16 protein-coding genes and 1 riboswitch are annotated in these 21,440 nt (G+C 59.6%); of the genes, 9 read left to right on the top strand and 7 right to left on the bottom strand.

Annotated elements, in window-relative coordinates; translation table 11 throughout:
* Positions 1-137: 137 nt before the first annotated feature.
* The 4 genes from glnT (at position 138) to BM346_RS10750 (ending at position 8,293) form a co-directional block, all read left to right on the top strand.
* Positions 138-1,496 carry a type III glutamate--ammonia ligase gene (gene glnT / locus BM346_RS10765; RefSeq protein WP_092013619.1) on the top strand — a complete coding sequence of 453 codons (1,359 nt, stop codon included), beginning with the start codon at positions 138-140 and terminating at the stop codon, positions 1,494-1,496.
* Positions 1,497-1,898: 402 nt separating this feature from the next.
* The gene (locus BM346_RS10760) at positions 1,899-3,497 is read left to right on the top strand and encodes a methyl-accepting chemotaxis protein (RefSeq protein WP_092012035.1); all 1,599 of its coding nucleotides are present in this window, start codon (positions 1,899-1,901) and stop codon (positions 3,495-3,497) included.
* Positions 3,498-3,540: 43 nt separating this feature from the next.
* Positions 3,541-7,221: a PAS domain-containing protein gene (locus tag BM346_RS10755; RefSeq protein WP_092012031.1), complete on the top strand. Its 3,681-nt coding sequence runs from the start codon at positions 3,541-3,543 to the stop codon at positions 7,219-7,221.
* A gap of 7 nt (positions 7,222-7,228) precedes the next feature.
* Positions 7,229-8,293, top strand: coding sequence for an HD domain-containing phosphohydrolase (locus tag BM346_RS10750; protein WP_092012028.1), 1,065 nt, complete (start codon positions 7,229-7,231; stop codon positions 8,291-8,293).
* Between the two features lie 6 nt (positions 8,294-8,299).
* On the opposite strand, the gene BM346_RS10745 is transcribed toward BM346_RS10750, so the two are convergent.
* The 6 genes from BM346_RS10745 to BM346_RS10720 form a co-directional block, all read right to left on the bottom strand.
* Entirely contained in the window at positions 8,300-9,340 is a 1,041-nt protein-coding gene (locus tag BM346_RS10745) for an AraC family transcriptional regulator (RefSeq protein ID WP_167812595.1), read from the bottom strand.
* Positions 9,341-9,779: 439 nt separating this feature from the next.
* A complete protein-coding gene (locus BM346_RS10740) occupies positions 9,780-10,430 on the bottom strand; it encodes a TetR family transcriptional regulator (RefSeq protein ID WP_092012022.1) in 651 nt (216 codons plus the stop codon).
* A 142-nt stretch (positions 10,431-10,572) separates the two neighbouring features.
* Positions 10,573-11,652: a putative urea ABC transporter substrate-binding protein gene (locus tag BM346_RS10735; RefSeq protein WP_092012020.1), complete on the bottom strand. Its 1,080-nt coding sequence runs from the start codon at positions 11,650-11,652 to the stop codon at positions 10,573-10,575.
* Positions 11,653-11,697: 45 nt separating this feature from the next.
* Positions 11,698-15,324 carry an urea carboxylase gene (uca, locus tag BM346_RS10730; protein ID WP_092012017.1) on the bottom strand — a complete coding sequence of 1,209 codons (3,627 nt, stop codon included), beginning with the start codon at positions 15,322-15,324 and terminating at the stop codon, positions 11,698-11,700.
* A complete protein-coding gene (locus BM346_RS10725) occupies positions 15,315-15,953 on the bottom strand; it encodes an urea amidolyase associated protein UAAP2 (protein WP_092012015.1) in 639 nt (212 codons plus the stop codon). The genes uca and BM346_RS10725 overlap by 10 nt, the downstream gene beginning before the upstream one ends.
* A 14-nt stretch (positions 15,954-15,967) precedes the next feature.
* A complete protein-coding gene (locus BM346_RS10720) occupies positions 15,968-16,693 on the bottom strand; it encodes an urea amidolyase associated protein UAAP1 (protein ID WP_092012012.1) in 726 nt (241 codons plus the stop codon).
* 56 nt (positions 16,694-16,749) lie between these two features.
* Positions 16,750-16,859, bottom strand: a riboswitch (guanidine-I (ykkC/yxkD leader).
* A gap of 317 nt (positions 16,860-17,176) precedes the next feature.
* Between BM346_RS10720 and nhaB the strand changes: the two genes are divergently transcribed.
* Positions 17,177-18,682 carry a sodium/proton antiporter NhaB gene (gene nhaB / locus BM346_RS10715; protein ID WP_092012009.1) on the top strand — a complete coding sequence of 502 codons (1,506 nt, stop codon included), beginning with the start codon at positions 17,177-17,179 and terminating at the stop codon, positions 18,680-18,682.
* 26 nt (positions 18,683-18,708) lie between these two features.
* On the opposite strand, the gene BM346_RS10710 is transcribed toward nhaB, so the two are convergent.
* Positions 18,709-19,434: a DUF3047 domain-containing protein gene (locus tag BM346_RS10710; protein WP_092012007.1), complete on the bottom strand. Its 726-nt coding sequence runs from the start codon at positions 19,432-19,434 to the stop codon at positions 18,709-18,711.
* A 370-nt stretch (positions 19,435-19,804) separates the two neighbouring features.
* On the opposite strand from BM346_RS10710, the gene BM346_RS10705 reads away from it, so the two are divergent.
* Genes BM346_RS10705 through BM346_RS10690 form a run of 4 tightly spaced genes read left to right on the top strand, consistent with a single transcriptional unit; the run spans position 19,805 to position 21,428 of the window.
* Positions 19,805-20,050 (top strand): type II toxin-antitoxin system CcdA family antitoxin, encoded by a 246-nt coding sequence (locus BM346_RS10705; protein WP_092012004.1) that lies wholly within the window; start codon positions 19,805-19,807, stop codon positions 20,048-20,050.
* Positions 20,050-20,349 (top strand): CcdB family protein, encoded by a 300-nt coding sequence (locus tag BM346_RS10700; RefSeq protein WP_092012001.1) that lies wholly within the window; start codon positions 20,050-20,052, stop codon positions 20,347-20,349. The genes BM346_RS10705 and BM346_RS10700 overlap by 1 nt, the downstream gene beginning before the upstream one ends.
* Before the next feature lie 54 nt (positions 20,350-20,403).
* Positions 20,404-20,718 carry an FMN-binding negative transcriptional regulator gene (locus tag BM346_RS10695; protein ID WP_092011998.1) on the top strand — a complete coding sequence of 105 codons (315 nt, stop codon included), beginning with the start codon at positions 20,404-20,406 and terminating at the stop codon, positions 20,716-20,718.
* The gene (locus BM346_RS10690) at positions 20,697-21,428 is read left to right on the top strand and encodes an SGNH/GDSL hydrolase family protein (protein WP_092011995.1); all 732 of its coding nucleotides are present in this window, start codon (positions 20,697-20,699) and stop codon (positions 21,426-21,428) included. The genes BM346_RS10695 and BM346_RS10690 overlap by 22 nt, the downstream gene beginning before the upstream one ends.
* Positions 21,429-21,440: the final 12 nt, after the last annotated feature.

The following is a 21,440-nucleotide window of genomic DNA, read 5'->3' as shown; positions in this document are numbered from 1 at the left end:
GGTGGTCGAGCAGATCCGCTGATGTTGGCTTTTACATACACAATGGCATGTAAGTTGTATGGAAAGTCCGTGCCAGATTCCAGCGATGACGCCAGCCCCGGCGTCAGCAAATGCAGCGGATAAAACAGGACATGACCATGTCGGATGCCATTGATACCCAGACCCTGAAACGAAAGCTGGCGGATGCCGGCGTGAAATATGCCATTGCCAGCTACGTCGACATTCACGGCATCAGCAAGGGCAAGTTCGTTCCCATTGCCCACCTGGGTCAGATGATGGAAGGCTCGGAACTCTATACCGGCGCCGCGCTCGATGGCGTGCCCCAGGACATTTCCGACGATGAGGTGGCGGCAATGCCCGATGCCGACGGGGTCGCCATTTGTCCCTGGAACCGGCAGCTGGCCTGGTTTCCCGGCAACCTGTACCTTAACGGCGAGCCTTTTGAGGCCTGTTCCCGCAACATCTTCCGTCGCCAGCTGCAGATGGCTGCGGAGATGGGCTATCGCTTCAACCTGGGAATCGAGACCGAGTTCTTCCTGTTCCGGGATACCGGGGACGGAGGGTTTGCGCCGGTCAGTGACCGTGATACCGCCGGCAAGCCCTGCTATGACCCTCGCGCCATGATGGACAACCTGGCGATCATGGATGAGCTCGTGGAGGCCATGAACGAACTGGGCTGGGATGTGTACTCCTTCGATCATGAAGACGCCAACGGCCAGTTCGAGACCGACTTCCGGTACGCCGATGGCCTGACCATGGCGGACCGGTTCGTGTTTTTCCGTATGATGGCCAACGAAATCGCCCGTAAACATGGCGCCTTCGCCAGCTTCATGCCCAAGCCCTTTGCCGACCGCACCGGCAGTGGCGCACACTACAATATGTCACTGGCGGACCGGTCGACCGGCGAGAACCTGTTCGAGCCCAGGGGAGACGACGCCCATGCCTGCGGTATCAGCAGGCTTGCCTACCATTTCATCGCCGGCGTTCTGAAACACGCCGGTGCCATCAGTGCAGTGATCGCGCCCACGGTCAACAGCTACAAGCGGCTGGTGCGCCAGGGCAGCATGTCCGGTTCCACCTGGGCGCCGGTGTTCCAGTGCTTTGGCTCCAACAACCGCACCAACATGATCCGGATTCCCGGCGTGGGCGGACGTATCGAGTGCCGGGCGGCGGACATTGCCTGCAACCCCTACCTGGGGAGCGCGATGATGCTGGCGGCGGGCCTGGAAGGTATTCGGGAACAACTGGATGCCGGCGCCCCCCACCACGAGAACATGTACAACTACAGCGACGCCGAGATCGCCGGACTGGGGATTGACTACCTGCCCCGCAACCTGGGCGAAGCGGTGGAGGCTTTCGAGGCGGATCCGCTGTCCAGAGCGGTATTCGGGGATGCCATGTTCGACAGCTTTGTTGCCTATAAGCGTGGGGAGTGGGAGAGCTACCAGAACCACGTTTCGACCTGGGAGGTGGAGCGTTATCTGAAGATGTTCTGAGTACACGAGCTTCCGGTAAATGCCTGGGCCTTGCCCTTTTTTGCAGGGCTGCGGGCTGCTCGCAGGTTCGGCGGAAGCACCGAGCCCGGGAATTAACGGGGCATCTTCTCCCGGGCGAAACAAACTTCTATAGATGCTCCTGGCACAAAGCCGGGGGCCCGCAAGCCCCCAGGCAACAATTTCCACTGTCCAGTTAGTGCAAATCAGGCCCTTCAGCTATCCAATTTTAGCAATAATAAACCAACCAGTCTCCACTTAAACACATTTAAAACAATAGCTTGAATTTTTATAGTTAGCATGCGCTCGTTTTTGTGCTTTGGCTGCGGCTCATTGTCGCAATCTATACTGAATTCCGAACGTATTTTTCCGCATTATAACGACAGAACTTTCTGGAATATCCGTATGCGAGTGAACCAGCCAGTTACAGATCGGAGTGTGCCGGTCGGGCCTGACGCCAACATCCTTTCGACAACAAACCCGAAGGGCCAGATCACCCATATCAACGATGAATTCGTCGAGATCAGCGGTTTTAGCCGTGAGGAGCTGATCGGACAGCCCCACAACATCATCCGCCACCCTGACATGCCCAGGGCCGCCTACGAAGAAATGTGGTCCAGGCTGCGGGAGGGAAACAGCTGGCTGGGTGCGGTCAAGAACCGGTGCAAGAATGGCGATCATTATTGGGTACGGGCCTATGCCATTCCGGTTCTTGGCAAAAACGGTGAAATAGAGGAGTTGCAGTCCATTCGCTCCCGGCTGGAGCCGGAGGCCCAGGCCCGTGCGGAGAAACTTTACGCAACCCTCCGGAAAGACCAGCCCTCCAAGGGCCCTGTTGAACGGCCAAGACTGCGTCGCGGTCCGACGCTCCAGTCCAAACTGATGCTGGCCATGGCCCTGATCATTGCCGTGACCACCTCCGTGCAGCTGCTGATGCCCTCCATGATGGCCACTGCTCTAATTGGGGCGGCGGCTCTGGTGGTATCCCTGCTGGCCGTCCGGGGCCTTATGGGGCCATATCGCCAGTGTGTCCGCAGGGCCCGGTCGGTGATTGACGACACCGTGGCCGAGCATATTTTCGCCGGCCGCGTGGATGACATTGGCAGCCTTGATCTGGCCCTGACCCAGCAGTCTGCGGAGCTGGATGCCGTGGTCAAGCGGATGCACGATGTCATCGGCAAGCTTGATGCCGGGGCAGCCCATACCATCAGCCGAAGCACCGAGGCCCATTCCGCGGTACAACAGCAGTCCACGGCGACGGATACCATCGCTTCGGCGAGTGAGGAGATGTCCGTTACCTCCCAGGAGGTGGCAAGCAATGCCATGAGCATGCTTGAACAGGTCCAGTTGGCGACGGAGCGTGTGGCGAAGGGACGGGAACTGACCCAGGAAACCCGCAACAGCATGGAATCCCTGTCAAGGGAGCTGGCCCAGGCAACCTCCGCCGTGAGTGAACTGACGGAAGCCAGCCGGGGAGTTACCGGGGCCCTGGGAGTCATCGGGGAGATCACCGAACAGACCAACCTGCTGGCCCTGAACGCCTCCATCGAGGCGGCCCGGGCCGGTGACGCCGGCCGTGGTTTCGCGGTCGTGGCGGATGAGGTTCGCAGCCTGGCGCTGCGAACCAAGACGTCAACGGAACAGATTGACCAGACCCTGCAACGTTTCCGGCAGACCGTGGCGGATGCCACCAGCTCCATGGAGCGGTGCGATCACCATGCCCGGGAGACAGTTGAGAACGCGGTCAGCTCCGACCGCACTCTGGGCGAACTTGTGCAATACATCGATCATATCTCGGAAGCCTGCAACGGCACCTCGGCGGCGGCGGAGCAGCAACACCATGCCTCCGCTGAGATTTCCAACAGGATTGTCAGCATCAATGAGCTGGGAGACTCCGCCATGGGACTGGTTCAGGAAGCCCAGCAGGCCACCTCCGAGCTCAAGAAGCAGATCGGTGATGTCGCACGACTGGTTTTGAGGCTGCGAGAGAGAGGACGTGTCTAGGGATGGTGGAAGCCTGTCTTGATCGCCAGTTACAGGCCGGACAATGATTGATATCGCCGTAGTTGGTGACAGCGCCACGGAACAGTGGCTGGCCCGCCAGGCGCAAAAGCTCGAATCAGAGGGCCTGCGGTGCCGGTTCGTCCACAGGGAGCAGGGGCTGGGTAATGCTCGGGAGTCGGACCTGTGGCTGGTCGACCTCGACGGCATTACGCCCGGCACGCTGGAATCCCTGGGTCTGAATGAACAGACTGAGAAGTCCCCAGGCAGACCGTGGATTGCCGTGGGCAGGCACTTCTCCCTGGAAACGGCTCAGAAGGTTCTGTCGATGGGCGCGGCCCGGTGTTTCGGCAAGCCCCTGACCCCCCGTGCATTGGCGGAGTCCTGCCGGGAGCTAGGAATCGGAGCGCCATTCCATGGCGCGGCGCTGGCGGTACTGGAAGACCGGGAAGCGGTTTACCAGGACATTGATGGCGCTCTGACCGGCGCGGGATTTTCCAGCGCAAGACTCGCTGATCTCCAGAAAACGCTGGAGGCTCTGCGATGGCAAGCACCGGATGGCCTGGTACTGAGCCACTATCCGGAATCCCTGTCCCTCCGCGGCGTCATCGATCTGTTACGGTCCTTTCCCGAACTCACGGGTGTTCCGGTTTTCCTTCTCAGGGGGATAACCAGGCAGGGAGAGCTCCTGCAGGCCATGAGCGCCGTTGCTGATGTGGTTTACATTGCTGACGTGAGCGAATTGCCCGAAGCTGTCAGTCGTCGCCTCAACCGGAGGCCGACCGCCAATTCGCCCCCCCGTCGGCTTTTTCAGAAGCTTCATGATTACGAACAGGAACACCGTGCTTTGCACCTGCACGCCATCGTAAGCAAGTCGGATCGGTCGGGACGGATCATTGAAGTGAACGACCGCTTCTGCGAGATCAGCGGTTACTCGGCGGATGAGCTGATCGGTCAGAACCACCGGATACTGAAGTCAGGTCACCACGCTCCCGAATTCTACCGGGAGCTGTGGAGCACCATCAGCCAGGGTGACGTCTGGCGGGGGGAGATCTGCAACCAGGCCCGGGACGGCTCCTGTTACTGGGTATCGTCGACCATCGTCCCCTATCTCGACCAGTCCGGCAGGCCGTATCAGTACATTGCCATCCGCAAGGACATCACCCACGTCAAGCGGGCCGAGGTGCAGATCAGTCAGCAGCGGGAGCTGGCGGCCCGGCTCGGCGAGGCCGGGGCGGAATTACTCAGCGTTGGCTGGCAGGATGGCGTCCGCGGGATCCGCTCAGCCCTGACACCCTTGTGCCACCTGTTACAGGCGGAAGGCATTTTACTGGACCTGCACCAGGACTATCCGTTCCTGAAGGATTGGAGCTGGGTGTTACCCGAGTCGGAGGGGATGCCCGCTCTGTGGATTCGAACCACGGACTCTCCGGCAGGGGACGAGGGCCCGATTTGCCAGTCCATCGCGGAAGCGCCACTCAGGACCAACAATGTCAGGGTCGGCACCATGAGTCTGCATGGCTCTGCCGGAGCCATGGCCGAGACGTTTTCCCAGCGGGGATTGGTGGACCTGCTTGCCAATATTCTGGTGGGAGCTCTGGCCCGCTGGCAACGGGAATACGAACACGAAATAGGTCGCGAGCGCCTCCGAGTGGCCCAGAAATATTCCGGGATTGGCACCTGGGAGTGGAATATCCGGACCGGCTCGCTTTACTGGACGGAACAGATTCCGGTCCTGTTCGGTTATTCCGAGGGGGAGCTGGAAACTTCCTACGACAATTTTATCGGCGCCGTTCACCCGGAGGACCGGGAAGCGGTGGAAACGGCCATCAAGCGGACGGTCGAGGACAATCATCCCTATCGCATCGAGCACCGTGTCGTGTGGCCGGACGGCCGGATTCGCTGGCTGATGGAGACAGGGGACATCACCCGGGATGAGGCGGGGGAGGCGATCCGGATGCTGGGCGTGGTCCAGGATGTCACGGAAATCCGGGAAGCGGACCTCAAACTGGAACGGCAGGCCATTTTGCTGAATATGCTCCACGATTCCCTTACCGCGTTTGTGCTGGAAGGCCGTTTCCGGACCACCCTGGACACCATGCTGAAGAAGCTGCTTGAACTGACCGAAAGCGATTTCGGTTACATGGCGGAGGTGCTCCATGGCCACGACGACAAGCCCTATCTCAGAATCCAGGCCATCACCGACATCAGCTGGAATGCCTCCTCAAAGGAAATGTTCAGCCGGGTAGGCACGGACCGTTTCGAATTCCGGGAGCTGGACAATCTGTTGGGGGCCTGTATCCGCGAGGGTAAACCCGTGGTCGTGGATCCGCAGTCGGGCATTTCATTCAGCCACCTGCCGCCGGGGCATCCCGAGATCCGCACATTCCTGAGCGTACCCATTTTTATAGGACCCGAGTTGGTAGGCACTTTTGCCCTGGCCAACCGGCAGCAGGGCTACGATGAAAAACTCATTGAATTCCTGCGGCCGTTTTCCGCCACCTACGGGGTGATCATCAACTCCCAGCGCATGCTGGACATGGAAGAAATCAACCGAAGGAACCTGGTCCGTGCCAAACAGCGGGCGGACCAGGCCAACCGGGCCAAATCCGAATTCCTGTCCAGTATGAGTCATGAACTCCGCACTCCCCTGAATGCTATCCTTGGTTTCAGTCAGCTGCTCGACACCGATTCCGACCTGAACGAAGAGCAACAGGACAACGTTCAGGAAATCCTCAAGGCCAGCAGGCACCTGCTGACCCTGATCAATGAGGTTCTTGACCTCGCCAGGATCGAGTCCGGCAAACTGGATCTGTCCCTGGAGGCGATCCCCCTGCACGACCTGCTGGAGGAAACCCTGACCCTGGTCCGGCACCTGGCCCGGTCCCGGGATATAGCCCTGCATGTGGAGGACACCCGTGGCATCCGGGTGACCGCTGACTGGACGCGTCTTAAGCAGGCCCTGCTCAACCTGGTTTCCAATGCCATCAAATATAACCGGGCACAGGGTGAAGTAACCATTACCGTGGGGCAGCACGATGAAAACTGGGTGGATATCCGGGTTTCGGATACCGGTCCCGGGATCGAGTCGTCCCGGATACCGGAACTGTTCCAGCCATTCAACCGGCTTGGAGCCGAACTTACCCACATCGAGGGCACCGGCATTGGCCTGGCCCTGACCCAGCGGCTGGTGGAGCTGATGGGCGGCAGTGTGGGTGTGGAAAGTGAGGTTGGTAACGGCTCGGTTTTCTGGCTGCGACTGCCGTCCGAGCAGGGGCGCGGCGCCATCAACACCAGCGCATCGCCGGTAGTTCAGCCTCACAGCCATTCGGGGCAGGCCACGGAAGTCCCGGAGCAAAGCACCCCAACCGTGCTGTATATCGAAGACAATCCGGCAAACCTGAAGCTGGTGTCCCGGATCCTGCAGCGGCACCCCGGTGCCCGTCTGCTGACCACCTCCAGTGGCGCGGAAGGACTCGTAATGGCAAGGTCCGAACAGCCGGATATCGTACTGCTGGATATCAACCTTCCCGATACGGATGGCTATGACATCCTGCGGACACTGAAAGCCGACCGCGGGACCGAGACCATTCCGGTCATCGCCCTGACCGCCAACGCCATGCACAACGAAGTACGCCGGGGCCTGCAGGCCGGTTTTGACGACTATCTGACCAAACCCATTAACGTGGATGAACTGCTGGTCACGCTGGAAAAATATCTGAGGTAATCCATTTATGTCTGCATTTTTCGACGTCAGCCTCCATGATCAGACCATCTTCGTGGTGGATGATGAGCCCGTGAACCTCAAGCTGCTGGAGCGCATCCTGTCGGCAGAGGGCTATCATCGGGTAGTTTCCATCGGTGACCCCCTTCAGGTACTGCCGGCCTATCAGGAGCATCGTCCGGCCCTGATACTGCTGGACCTTAACATGCCGGGCATGAATGGTTTCGAGGTCATGCAGCAACTTGCCGCCAGGCAGGATCCACTGGCTCCGCCCGTGGTGATTCTCACCGCCCAACACGAGCAGGATTCGCTGCTGCGGGCGTTGCAACACGGTGCCCGTGATTACGTGACCAAGCCCTTCGATCGCCGCGAACTGCTGATGCGGGTGCGGAATTTTCTGGAAGCCCACGTGGCCCACAGGATGGCCCTGGACCAGAAGGCACATCTTGAGGTTCTGGTGAGCGAGCGTACCCGGGAACTTCAGGAGACCCGGCTGGAAATCATCCGTCGGCTTGGCCATGCCGCGGAGTATCGTGACGAGGAAACCGGGAATCACATAATCCGCATGAGCAAGATGTGTGCGTTGCTGGCCCGCAAGCTTGGCTGGTCTGAAGCCCGGTGTGATCTCATCCTGAATGCCAGCCCGATGCACGATATCGGCAAGATCGGCATTCCCGATGCCATTCTTTTGAAGCCGGGCAAACTGGAGCCGGAGGAATGGGAAACCATGAAGACCCACGCCGAGATCGGTGCCCGTCTGCTGGCTGGTAACGACAGCGATCTGCTGTCAATGGCCCGGGAAATTGCCCTCAGTCACCACGAAAAGTGGGATGGCAGTGGTTACCCGGCAGGCCTGGCCGGTGAGGATATCCCGATAACCGGCCGTATTGCCGCGCTGGCGGATGTTTTCGATGCCCTCACCTCGGAGCGTCCCTACAAGCGACCCTGGTCCCTCGAGGACGCAGTTGCCCTGATACGGGACAACCGGGGCAAGCATTTCGATCCGGAACTGGTGGATCTTTTCCTCGCGGATGTGGAGAGCTTTGTGGCAATCAAGCAGGCCTATCGGGACTGAGAGACACTAGAACAGGCATTTCTGTCGTGCTGGGCCTGCATCCCCGTCCAGGGAAGCTTCCGTTGGCGTTCCTTTACTGGTGAGCCAGTATTCGCCGGCTGCGGTATTTCCACCTGCCGTGGACCGGACCTGACGGGCAAATCGTCCCAGCCGGTCCAGCTCAGCCAGAGTCTCGTTAGGGTATTCGCCAAAATGCTGCTGATAGTAACGTGAAAATCGGCCTGCGTGTTGAAACCCCCAGTTCGAGGCCTGCTGGGCAATACTGATGTTTTCCGGGTAGTCCCGAATTATCGCTTCCCTGGCTTTGATCAGTCTGCGGCCCCGGATGTACTGGTAGGGCGATTGCCGGATGTAGTGTTTCATAAGGTAATGGAAGTTTCGCAGGCTGAGGCCGGAACGACTGGCAACGGATTCAATGCTGATTTCCGTGTCCAGCTCTTCATTCAGCAACCGGATCGCGTTGCAGAGCCGGCGATCATTTCGAATGTCTTTGCGATTGCGTGACTGGGCGAGAGGAGAGTAACCGGTTTTGATAAAACCGTGTAAGTGCCCGGAAAAACGATCGAGACAACCCTGTGCGTGCTTGTGGTCGCGAAAAAAAGGAGTTTCTCCGAGGAAATTGGTGAGCAACTCTGCCAGCTGATCCTGATGGAACCGCAGTTGGTCCCGATGATGGGGGCCGCTGAGCCCTGGCAGCTGGACGATAAACAGATGGGCCTCTTCGGACAGAGTGAGATGGAAGTTTTCAGTGGGGTCCAGCACGAATGGTGTCCAGGGTCCGCAGGAAAATTGGCCCTCCCTGACTTCAAAAACCATTTCGCCAGCCACTGGCATGACAATGGCCGTAGCGCCGGCATTGGTTCCGGTTAACGTACCCGCACGTCGTGTATAGGTCCCCCATGCCATCAGGTCGGCCGAAGGCAGAAAGGACAGGCGGGCCCTGAAGCTACCACTCCCGGCTGGCGCCAGGGTTTTCAGAGACAGTCTCGGGCTTGCGGTCAGTACCTGTAATGCAGAAAGCCAGTTTTCCGGCCTTGCAGTGTCCATCCGAAGAAAATGCTCAAGAACGAAAAGCTGACTCCTGCAAAAAGACATCGGCAATTCCATACCGCTTATAGGGGAGGTTTGCATAGTAATGCAGTGTAACGACCGCCCATCACTTTCCCTGTCCATTTATTGCAATCTTTGACCGATCTGCTTTGGGGTTTCGATTGGTTGAGTATTTTTTGACTTCGGTCAATACGTCGTAAGTCGAATTATAAACAGGAAAAATTGTCTTATTTTCTTTATCAAGCCTCCTCTCATTTTCATAGTTGTATGAAGTTATAGCTTTTAAACTTTTCAAGCGACTCTTCAATATGACTTTATTTTTTTTAATAATATTTTCAATATTTTTTTTGGCTATTTCCCGATCTCTTCCCAGAGCAGTTTTTTGACATGCTTCAATTCTTGAAATGCAGAAGCAGGAACCAGCGACCGAAAGGCCTCAAGTATTTGCGATTTTGTCCCCGCCATCGCCGATCAGGTCAGCGGTGCCCAGCATCGCCCAGAACCGTCTCCGAAAGAATGGTCTTTCCCGATTGATGTCGAACAGTTTCGGGGAAAACAGCCAGCTCTGGGTGATTCCCATGAGGTAGGTGTAGCTGAGCAGTCCCAGCTTTGCCGGATCCTCTGCCGTTGCCAGCATTTCCTCTGTAATGGCCCCGGTGATCAGTTCCTCAAACAGTGCAATGATCGACCGGGTCAGCTGGCGTTCCCGTTGCAGGGTCCGGCTCATGGCGTCGGTGAGTTCGGTCTTGTTAAGCAGAATCTCGAACGACTGGCGGTATTTCCGGTTCGTTGCCAGCAGTGTGAGCCAGCGGTCGATAAAATGATCCATGGCCTCCAGTGGCTGGCTTTTCATGCCCCTGCACTCCCCCACGAGAGCTTCCAGGGGTTCCTGGGAGTAGGCCAGAACGGCCTCGTAGAGATCGTCCTTGGACTCAAAGTGCCAGTAAATCGGGCCGCGGCTGCAGCCCGCCTCCTGGGCGATACGGCTCAGGGTGGTCAGTGAATAGCCGTCACGGCTGAACAGGGTAAGGGCAGCTTCAAGTACGGTCTGCCGGGTCTTTTCGGCGTCTTCTTTGGTTCGTCGCATGAGCGGTCGTAATTTTCCGGCCAATGAACAAATTGGCGGGTGAGGTGGGAAAGTCTTCCCACCTCACCCGTACCCCGGGCCAAATAGAAAGGGCACGGATATCGTGCCCTGTGGTGTGGGTTCAGGCAAGGCTGACTGTCGCTCAGATCTCGCCGTCGGCCGCCATCTGCATATAGGTATCGTTGAAACGGAGCTGGACGTTGCTCTCGTCACCCATGATGGAACCGTCCGGGAACTCGATGCCGACAAAGTCGGGGCTCATGGCGCCCTGACCCAGCAGGCCTTTTTCGAAAGAGAACTGGCGCACGCTGTCCATGGCTTCGCGGGCGTCCTCGCTGTTGATGAAGTCTACCGACATCTGTGGCTCCCAGAACATTTTCATGCCGGCCAGCTGGGCCTCGTAGCCTTCCCGGTCGGTGCCGGAAATCTCGCCCAGCATGGCGCGGGCCTCCCGGCCTTCCTCGGTGTCGGACTCGAGGATACTCATGGTTTCATACCAGGCGCCCACCAGGGCCTTGCCCAGTTCCGGATTGTCTTCCAGTGTATCGGTGTTTACCAGGGTCAGGTCCTTGATGTGGCCGGGAATCTGGCTGGAATCAAACAGCAGGGTGGCGCCGGGATAGTTTGCCACCTCGGTCAGCAGCGGGTTCCAGGTGGCCACGTGGCGGACGTCATCGGTCTGGAACGCGGAGACCAGGTCGGCATCGGAGATATTGACCACGTTGATGTCGCGCTCTTCCAGGCCAACGGAATCCAGGGCCCGTACCAACAGGTAGTGGGATACAGACAGTTCCACGAGATGCACGGTTTCACCCTCAAGGCCCTCGATGCTGTCCGCGTCCTTTGACACCAGGCCATCGTTGCCGTCGGAGTAGTCACCCACGATCAGTGCCGTGGTATCAATGCCGGAGGCGGCGGGAATGGACAGGCCGTCCATACTGGTGGCAACCACCCCGTCGAACTGGCCGGCGGTGTACTGGTTGATGGATTCGATGTAGTCGTTAACCTGTACGATATCCACTTCGATGTCGTATTTGTCGGCCCACTTCTTCATGATCCCGCTGTCCTCGGCGTACTGCCAGGGAACCCAGCCGGCGTAGATGGTCCAGGCGATGCTGAAGGAGTCCCGCTCCTGGGCGGAAGCGCCCATGGCCAGACCCGCGGCCAGAACTCCGGCACCCGCGATGGCGCCGATACGTTTGCTTGCGTTACGTGCTTTCATAGTACTCTCCTCGGGCCGGGCCCGTTATTGAAAGACAATGTCGTTTCAGTCAGTTATCTCTTCCACAATCACCACCGGCGTGCCGGGCGAGACCGCCTGGCCCGCCCTGCGGCGGATCTCCGCCACCCGTCCCCTGACCGGGCTGAGCAGTTCGATCTCCATCTTCATGGACTCCACCACCGCCACCGGGCGCTGGGCCTCGATGTGGTCGCCCGGCTTCACCAGGCACTCCCAGAGATTGCCGGCGACGTGGCTTTCCACCGCGTGCTGGCCAGGGGGCAGGTTGTCGATATCGTCCACGCCGCTTTCTTCCAGTGGTGCTTCGGAGCTGAAATTGATCTGTCCCGAGTCGATCCAGCGCTGAAGTTCCTCGTCGAAAGCCTGCTGGCGCCGCCCGGTGAAGGCCCGGATCTCCTGGTCGTTGTCCGCCAGAAAGGCCTCGTAGTCCTTCAGGTTGAACCGGGTTTCCTCAACGTCGATGGGGTAGTCGCCGTTGGGAAAGTCCCGGCGGATCTGTTTGAGCTCCTCGGCGCTGACTTCGTAAAAACGCACCTGGTCGAAGAACCTCAGCAACCAGGGCTTGCCGGGCTCGAAGAACTCCGTCGTGCGGTAGCGGTTCCACATCTGCAGGGTGCGGCCGACGAACTGGTAGCCGCCGGGGCCTTCCATGCCGTAGATGCACAGGTAGGCCCCGCCGATGCCCACCGAATTCTCTGCGGTCCAGGTGCGTGCCGGGTTGTACTTGGTGGTGACCAGCCGGTGGCGCGGGTCCAGGGGAGTGGCCACCGGCGCGCCCAGATACACATCCCCCAGACCCATCACCAAATAGCTGGCATCGAACACCGTTTTCTTTACCTCGTCGATGCTGTCCAGGCCATTGATGCGGCGAATGAACTCCAGGTTGCTGGGGCACCAGGGGGCGTCCCTGCGCACCGACTGCATGTATTTGCTGATGGCGGTGTGGCAGGCCTCGTCATCCCAGGACAGGGGCAGGTGAACGATGCGGGCGGGCACGTCCCATTCCGGCTGCTGTTCCAGTTCTTTCTCGGCATCGATCAGCCGGTCTATCAGGTCCCGCTGGCTCAACCGCTGGCTGTCGTAATGCACCTGCAGTGACCGGATGCCGGGGGTGAGTTCCAGAATGGCCGGGTGAGCCTGCTCCCTCAGCCACAGCATCAGGGCGTGGGCCCGAAAACGCAGGCGGATGTCCAGTTCCATGGGGCCGTATTCCACCAGCACGTAATTATCGCCGGCGGCGCGATAGGTCACACCGGTTTCATGATCGTCGGGACCCAGTGACGCCAGGATTGGGGAGGCCGGTCTGAAGGGCCTGATGTGGGCGGTTGCCGAGGTGAGGGTGGCGACAGATTCATCCAGCGCCTCCCGCAGGGCGACCGCCTGGTCCTGGCTGACCGGGACAAACCGCACCCTGTCACCGGCCTTGAGCTGGCCCAGTTTCCAGAGGTCGGCACTGATCACCGTCACCGGACAGACGAAGCCGCCCAGGCTGGGGCCGTCCGGACCCAGGATCACCGGCATGTCCCCGGTGAAGTCCACGGTGCCGATGGCATAGGCGTTGTCATGAATGTTGGAGGGGTGCATGCCCGCTTCGCCGCCATCGCTGCGAGCCCATTCCGGTTTTGGCCCGATCAGGCGGACACCTGTGCGGCTGGAGTTGTAGTGGATCTCCCACTCACTGTCGAAGAAGGTGTCGATGTCCTGCCCGGTGAAGTAGTCCGGTGCGCCATGGGGGCCATAGGTGACGTGGAGGCTCCAGCTTTTTCCGATAACGGGCCTGAGGCCGTTTTCCAGTCGTGCCGGTGGCACCGGCGCCGTGTCCGTCAGGTGCAGTACATCACCGGCCCGGAGCGCCCGGCCGCAGTGGCCACCGAACTGCCCCAGGGTGAAGGTGCTGCGGGATTCCAGATAGGACGGACAGTCAAGGCCGCCACGGAACAGCACATAGGCGCGGGCACCGTCGCCGGTGGTTGCACCCAGTTTCAGGGTCGCGCCGGCGGGAATGTCCAGCACCTCCCAGAAGGCCACCGGCACGTCATCCAGGGTCGCATCCAGCACGGAGCCGGTAAGCACGATCTGGGTGGGCTGGTTGAAAATCAGTGTCGGGCCCTTGAGGGTGATCTCCAGCCCCGGAGCGTCTTCCCTGTTGCGTAACAGGCGATTGCCGAGGCGGAAGGAATAACTGTCGAACGGCCCCGATGGCGGTACCCCGATCTCCCAGTAGCCAACCCGTCCCGGGTAGTCCTGAACCGTGGTCATGGTACCGCCGGTGACGACATCCACGGTGGCGGGCTGATGGTCGAATTCGTTGAGGGTGCGCGTCGCCAGGTTGCCTTCCACGAAGCGCTGGTCGGCCAGCACCTGGCGAACGTAGGTCCGGTTGGTCTCGATGCCGTAGAGCCTGGTGCCTTCCAGGACTGCCACCAGCCGCTGGCGGGCTGCCTCCCGATCCGCGCCGTGGACGATGACCTTGGCCAGCATGGGGTCGAACAGGGGCGACACCTCGGAACCCGGTTGTATCCAGGTGTCGATACGAAGACCTTTCTCCTCGGGCCAGGCCACATGGGTCAACAGACCCGCGGAGGGCTGGAAATCCTTGTGGGGATCTTCAGCATAGATCCGGGCCTGGATGGCGTGGCCTTGCGGGGCCAGACTGTCAGCCCGCTGCTGCAGGTCGGTGAGAACGCCGGCGCCCAGCTCCACCATCCAGCGAACGATGTCCACGCCGTAGACTTCCTCGGTGACGCCGTGCTCCACCTGTAAGCGAGTGTTCACTTCCAGGAAATAGAATTCGGCGGTGTCCGGGTCGTAGATGAATTCCACCGTACCGGCGCTGCGGTAGCCGATGCTTTCCCCCAGCGCCCGGGCGGTGTCGTGCATCCTCTGGCGGACCGCGTCGGAAAGCCCCGGGGCAGGTGCTTCCTCGATCACCTTCTGGTTGCGCCGCTGGGCGGAGCAGTCCCGCTCACCCAGGGTGACCACGGTACCTCCGCCATCCCCGAAGAGCTGCACCTCGATGTGGCGGGCATGCTCCACGAACTTCTCCAGGAACACGCCACTGTTGCTGAAATTGTTCCGGCTCAGGCGCTGAACCGAGTCGAAGCTGTTCTGCAGGTCCTTGGGGCCGTAATTGCGGGACATGCCGATGCCTCCGCCGCCGGCGGTACTCTTGAGCATTACCGGGTAGCCGATGCGTTCGGCCTCCATAAGCGCCTGGTCCAGGTCGTTCAACAGACCCGTGCCGGGCAGCAGGGGAACGCCGGCCTTCTGCGCCAGGTCCCGGGCGGTGTGCTTGAGGCCGAAATCTTCCATCTGCTCCGGGGTCGGGCCCAGGAACACCACACCTTCGGCCTCGCAGCGGCGAGCAAAATCGGCGTTTTCGCTGAGAAAGCCGTAGCCGGGGTGGACCGCCCGGGCGCCGCTTTGCCGGAGGATCCCGAGCAGCTTGTCCTGATCCAGGTAGGTGGCGGCGGCGGATCCTTCCCCAAGGGGCCAGGCTTCATCCGCCTGACGAACGTGCAGGGAGTCGGCATCGGCCTCTGCGTAAACGGCTACCGAGCCGATGCCCATCTCCCTCAGGGTGCGGATCATGCGACAGGCGATGGCGCCGCGGTTGGCAATCAGGACTTTTTCGAAGGGCCTGTTCAGTTCCATACCAGCACCTCGATGGGTGTCGGGTTGTAGGCGTTGCAGGGGTTGTTCAGCTGCGGACAGTTGGAAATCATCACCAGCACATCCATTACCGCTCTGAGTTCCACGTATTTGCCCGCGTCGGAGATGCCATCGGCAAAGGTCAGACCTCCTTCGGGGGTGACCGGCACGTTCATGAAGAAGTTGATGTTGTGGGTGATGTCCCGCTTGCTCATGCCCAGCTCCTCATGCTTGGTGACTGCCACCAGCCAGCTGTCGCGGCAGGCGTGCATGCATTTCTTCTCCAGGGCATAGCGGGTGGTGTTGCTCTCGGCGGCGCAGGCGCCACCGAGGGTATCGTGACGGCCGCAGGTGTCCGCGGTGATTTCCAGCATCACGTTGTTCTCGGAAGACATCAACTTCGAGCCGGCGGTCAGGTAGACGTTGCCCTGCTCGCGGATGGTGTCCACCGCACTGTAGCGTTCGGCGGGATTGTGGGCGTTGTAGAACAGGGTGTCGGCGGCCTGGTTACCCTCCAGGTCGAGGATGCGCAAAGTCTCACCCGCCTTGACCACCTTGAGGAAGTACTCGCCCGCCGGTACGGTCTCCCGGAAGGCGGCGCTGTCGGGATGCAGGGTGCTTTCTCTGATCATGTCCGGGCCTCCGGTTACTGAAACATGTGGTACAGGGCATTATTGGCGAAGGCGCGGGCGGCCTCCGGCGACGAGAGACGGCACGGGTCGGCGTCGGTCACGGCAGCCGCCCTGAAGAGCTGGTACCGGAGGGGGTGGCTGGGGTATTCCGGGGCCGGGTTGAGGGGATGAGGGCAGGTATGCAGCACCACGATGGTATCCATCTCGAAGCGCAGATCCACCGTGGCGCCTGTATGTGAGTGATCACTTACAAACGCCAGGTTACCCTCTTCGTCGGTCTTCACTTTGCTGAACCAGTTTAGGTTGGCGGTCAGGTCCTTCTTGCCCAGGCCGTACTTGGCCAGTTCGTTGAGAAAGCTGGTAATGCCGTCGCGATGGTAACGGTTGTGGGCCTGCTGGTAGGTCTTCGCGCCCCAGCGCTCTGTCACCAGTCCGGCGCTGCAGGTGCCACTGACAGTGTCGTGCCAGCCCAGATCGTCACGGATAATGGAGGCAAACACCCGACCCATATCCGACAGCAGGACATGACCTCTGGTGAGCAGAAAGGTGTGCTGGTTTTTGAGAGTGTCGGGCATGTTGTACCGCTCGAGAGCATTCTCGGGGTTGTACATCAGCATGCCGACGTTGGTACCGCCGGACTCATCGATCAGGCGCAGTACATGGCCACGGCGCATGACAAAAGACCAGTGGGATCCGCCGGGAATCAGATCATCGTAGAGGGGAGCTGCGGTTTCGAGCATCACCTTTTCCTCCTGGTTCGGGTTACAAAAAACGAGAGGCGTCAGTCACTGAACGATCCTCCCGGGCTTTTGTCCCGCCGTGTAACCTTGGAAAAAGGTCGTCAACTCTCGGACCAGTCACCCGCGCTCGGTGGAGCAGCGGGCCGGAACCCTAGTTGACCTATTGGTCAGATTGTCGCGCTTTGATCAGTGGTGTCCGTCGACCAACGTCTCGCTGCGTGACGAAACAGAACCAAGTTCCATGCCACTCCTGACAGATGACTGAAATTTCAGTGAAATTTCTGCATTTCCAGTCAAGGGAATCCGTCCTGCCAGTAACGGGCCGCACCGACACGGTGCATAAAACCCGGTCTGGTGCGACATGAGCACCAAAAACGAGAATCCGGTGGTATAACACTTCATCGAAATCAAGCACATTCGCCCTTCCTTCTGGTAATATCCGCACGCTTATAAAAAGACTCGCTCTATAGAAGTGATAGCCAAATGCCATCGACCGTTTTCGGCGGTTTCGCCGCCAATTTTCTGGGTAAAGCTCCTGTCTGGTACAAGCAGCTGATACTGCTGTTCCTGGTCATCAACCCTATCGTGGTGGTGATGTTCGGCCCGGCCGTAGCGGGCTGGTTGCTGGTGGGGGAATTCATTTTCACGCTGGCCATGGCGCTGAAGTGCTATCCGTTGCTACCGGGGGGGCTGCTGGCAGTGGAAGCACTGTTGATCGGCATGACCACGCCCGAGGCGGTCTACCACGAGCTTCTTACCAATTTCCCGGTGATTCTGCTGCTGATGTTCATGGTGGCGGGCATCTACTTCATGAAGGAACTGTTGCTGGTCACCTTCACCCAGATACTGGTGGGGGTGCGCTCCAAATCCGCCCTCTCGCTGCTGTTCTGTGCAGCGGCCGCGCTGCTTTCCGCTTTCCTCGATGCCCTCACGGTTACGGCGGTGATCATCAGCGTGGCTGTCGGTTTCTATTCGGTTTACCACAAGGTGGCCTCCGGCAAGGGATACCAGCAGAAGGATCACAACGCCGGCAGCGATGCAGAGGTGATTGAACTGCATCGCGAGGATCTGGAAAATTTCCGTGGATTTCTCCGCAGTCTGCTGATGCATGGTGCCATAGGTACCGCCCTGGGCGGCGTGGCCACCATGGTGGGCGAGCCCCAGAACCTGCTTATCGCCAAGGTGGTGGGGTGGGACTTCGTGAGCTTCTTCACTCATATGGCACCAGTGAGTCTGCCGGTGCTGGCGGCAGGGCTGTTCACCTGCTGGGTGCTGGAAAAGGTGCGCTGGTTCGGCTACGGTACCCGCCTGCCCAAGCCGGTGCGCCGGGTGCTGGAAGAGTTCGCGGACAACGAGAAGGCCAAGCGCACCAAGGCGGACCAGGCTTCGTTATGGGTTCAGGCGTTTGCCGCCGGGGTTCTGGTGGTGGGTCTGGCCTTCCATCTTGCGGAGGTGGGCCTGATCGGCCTGCTGGTCATCATCCTGATCACCTCTTTTACCGGGGTGACCGACGAGCACCAGATTGGCAAGGCGTTCCAGGAGTCTCTGCCGTTCACCTCGCTGCTGGTGGTGTTCTTCGCGGTGGTGGCGGTGATTCACGACCAGCACCTGTTCAAGCCGGTGATCGAGTTCGTGCTCAGCCTGCCGGAAAGTCAGCAGCCGGGCATGTTCTTCATCGCCAACGGTCTCCTCTCGATGATCAGCGATAACGTCTTTGTTGCCACCGTCTACATCAGTGAGATCAAGCAGGCGCTGGATGCCGGGGCCATCAGCAACGAACATTTCCAGACCCTGGCTGTGTCCATCAACACCGGTACCAACCTGCCCAGCGTTGCCACACCCAACGGCCAGGCCGCGTTCCTGTTCCTGCTGACCTCAGCCATTGCGCCCCTGGTGCGGCTCTCCTATGGCCGGATGGTGGTGATGGCGTTCCCCTATATGATTGTGATGGGCAGTGTCGGCCTGCTGTGTGTGATCTACCTGGTATGACCTGAGATTGGTGGGCGGCCAGGCACTCAGGGCCGCTCCAGGGTGATGTCGCCGTACCAGGCCCGCGCCTGGCCCCCGGTATTGTCCGTGTCGCTCATGATGGCCACGCCCACCAGCCGGGGCGGATCATCCCCGAAGGCGCTGCGGTAATCCTCCACGATGTCCCGCTCCACGGTCACCCACTCTCCGACCCGGGCACTTCCGGAATTCACCGCTATCATCACCGTGTCCTCCGTGAACGGGTTCGGAACCTGCGTTCCAACCGGCAACCGGTTGGCCCAGATGTAGTTCAGGGCCTTGCCCGGCAGTTCCTCTCCGAACAGGGCCGACACGGTCTTGCGCTTGGCCCGCTCAAACCAGCCGGCCTTGTCCGGCTCGAACTCGAAGGCCACGTAGATGCGGGCAGGGTAGTCGTCGCCGGATTTCTTCCGGGCATTGCCTGTCTCCAGCACATTGGCCACCTTCCAGCTCCAGCGCAGCACCAGTGAATCGCCGGGCTCCAGGGAGACCCGGTAGATCATTCCCGACGCGCTGTCGTCGGTATGGGCCTCCACCACCTGCCGACCGTCTTCGCTGACCAGCTCGTAGCGGGTCAGCCGGTCGATGTTGGGAAACTCCAGCGGCTCCCAGCCGTTATCGGCATCGAGGGATTCCAGCACCGAAAAGGCGGGTATGGATGGAGGCTGCTGGCCAGCGAGGGGCCCCGTTGCCAGGAGCAGCAGGACCGTGGAGCAGCGTAGTACCTGATTCATATTGACCTCCTGTTCATACCCGGACCTCAGGATCTTCGGAAAGTGCCTTGGATTATTAAAGGCGAGGATGGGCAACTGAGACAGTGGGCTGAAAACACTATTTTAAGTCAGGTGCTCATGAGCGATTTATGAGATTGTGAAGCGATAAGCTCCGCCTGGTTTCTGACCCACCATGCTGCCGTTCGAGCTATTAACAAGGCGCTGCTATCGGACAAATTTTCCGCTACGAAAAAATTGTCGCGGAGCGTGGCATTAGGCCACTGCATCCGCGCATCCTTTGGCGCCTTCCCCAAAGCTTTTCGCTGCACAAGTTTGATGTGCAATCGGTATGCGCATAAGATAAGTGCATTATTCTTCGTGAGGACTGGCCATGCAAGCTTCTGAAGCTACCAAATCCAGGCGAAAGCCAACGAACCTGTCGCTGGATAGTGACCTTCTTAGAGAGGCAAAAGTCCTGGGGATCAATGTTTCACGATCGGCGGAGGCAGGGATCGCGGAGGCTGTGAAGCTGCATAAGCAGAACAAGTGGTTGCAAGATAATGCCGCAGCCCTCGCAAGCTCGAATGCATACATTGAAGCTAACGGTTTGCCTCTTGCACGGCACCGTCAGTTCTGATGGCCCGTTTCGATATCTTTGAAAATAAGGATGGGACTGGTTATCTGCTGGATGTTCAGTCAGGCCTACTCAGTGGATTGAACACCCGAGTTGTCGTGCCACTGTTGCCAAAATCCTCGGCGCCCTCTCCAGCCCAGAGGCTGAATCCTGTATTTAACATTGAGGGCCAAGAGGTAGTAATGGCTACTCAGTACATGGCTGCTGTTCCTGAAGAAGAATTGCGTTTTGGTGCTGGTAGCCTTGCTGAGAAGCAAGATGAAATCTCCGCAGCGTTGGACATGCTGTTTTTGGGCTTTTGATACAATAGCGTCTTGTTTTCAGTGGCGTTCCGCAGTGGCCCGAAACAACCCGGTATGGAAGCGCCCCGCGTCATCGAGGATGCCGCCTCGCTGAATCAGCATGTCCGTAACCTGACCGACCAGCATGAGTCGGGAATGAGCGACCCCTGGTCGGTGGACGATGCGCCACAGGACTTCATCGACCGCCTGGTTCAGGCTATCGTTGGCATCGAAATCAGCATTGAGACCCTGACAGGCAAGCTGAAAGCGAGTCAGAATCAGCCGGAGCGAAACCGGGCTGGTGTAAGAGCTGGCCTTGACGCCGGTTTCCGATATCAGGCGCACTCACCAGACTCAACGGGAGACCCATGCACCTTCCTTTCTGGCTGACCACCGCATTGCTCCTCCCGGTCCTCCTGTATCAGGGCAGGCGCGCCCGACGGATTATCCCCCGGCTGCCCGAGGCCCAGGGTTCCCTTTCCGGTCAGTACGGCAAGGGCACACCGGATCTGCGGCTTCTGGTCATCGGTGAATCCACCGCCGCCGGCGTGGGGGTGTCCAGCCATGAACAGGGCCTCGCCAGCCAGCTGGCAAGGGAGCTCCATGGGCGCTCCGGTCAGACCATTAGCTGGCATACCTTTGGTGTGAACGGCATCAGACTGGACCAGCTCAACCGGAAACTGGTCAGCGTCGAGCTCCCGGAGGCCGATGTGGTTCTGCTGAGCATGGGCGTCAACGATACCACCGGCTTCACGCCCCGGTATCAGTTCCGGCGGCAACTGGGGATGCTCCGGGAAACCCTCACCCCACACTATCCGGGCCCGGTTTATCTGCTGAGCGTGCCGCCCATGCATCTGTTTACGGCGTTGCCTTCCCCTCTTCGGCAAATCATGGGATGGCGGGCACGGCAACTGAATCGGGTCTACCAGCAGCTGGCCAGGGAGGCGCCGGCGGATTTTCAATACCGGAGTTACGGGGCGCTCACCGATTCTTCGCTGCTGGCCAGCGATGGCTTTCACCCCAGTGACAGGGGGTACCAGGCTATTGCGGCGGCGCTGGCTGAATCCGGGAGTCTTCAGGCCGGGTCAGGTCGAAAATAGGCTATCGTTAAA

This window comes from Marinobacter daqiaonensis, assembly GCF_900115285.1.
Lineage (GTDB): Bacteria > Pseudomonadota > Gammaproteobacteria > Pseudomonadales > Oleiphilaceae > Marinobacter > Marinobacter daqiaonensis.
This window is presented reverse-complemented; position numbering and strand designations above follow the sequence as displayed.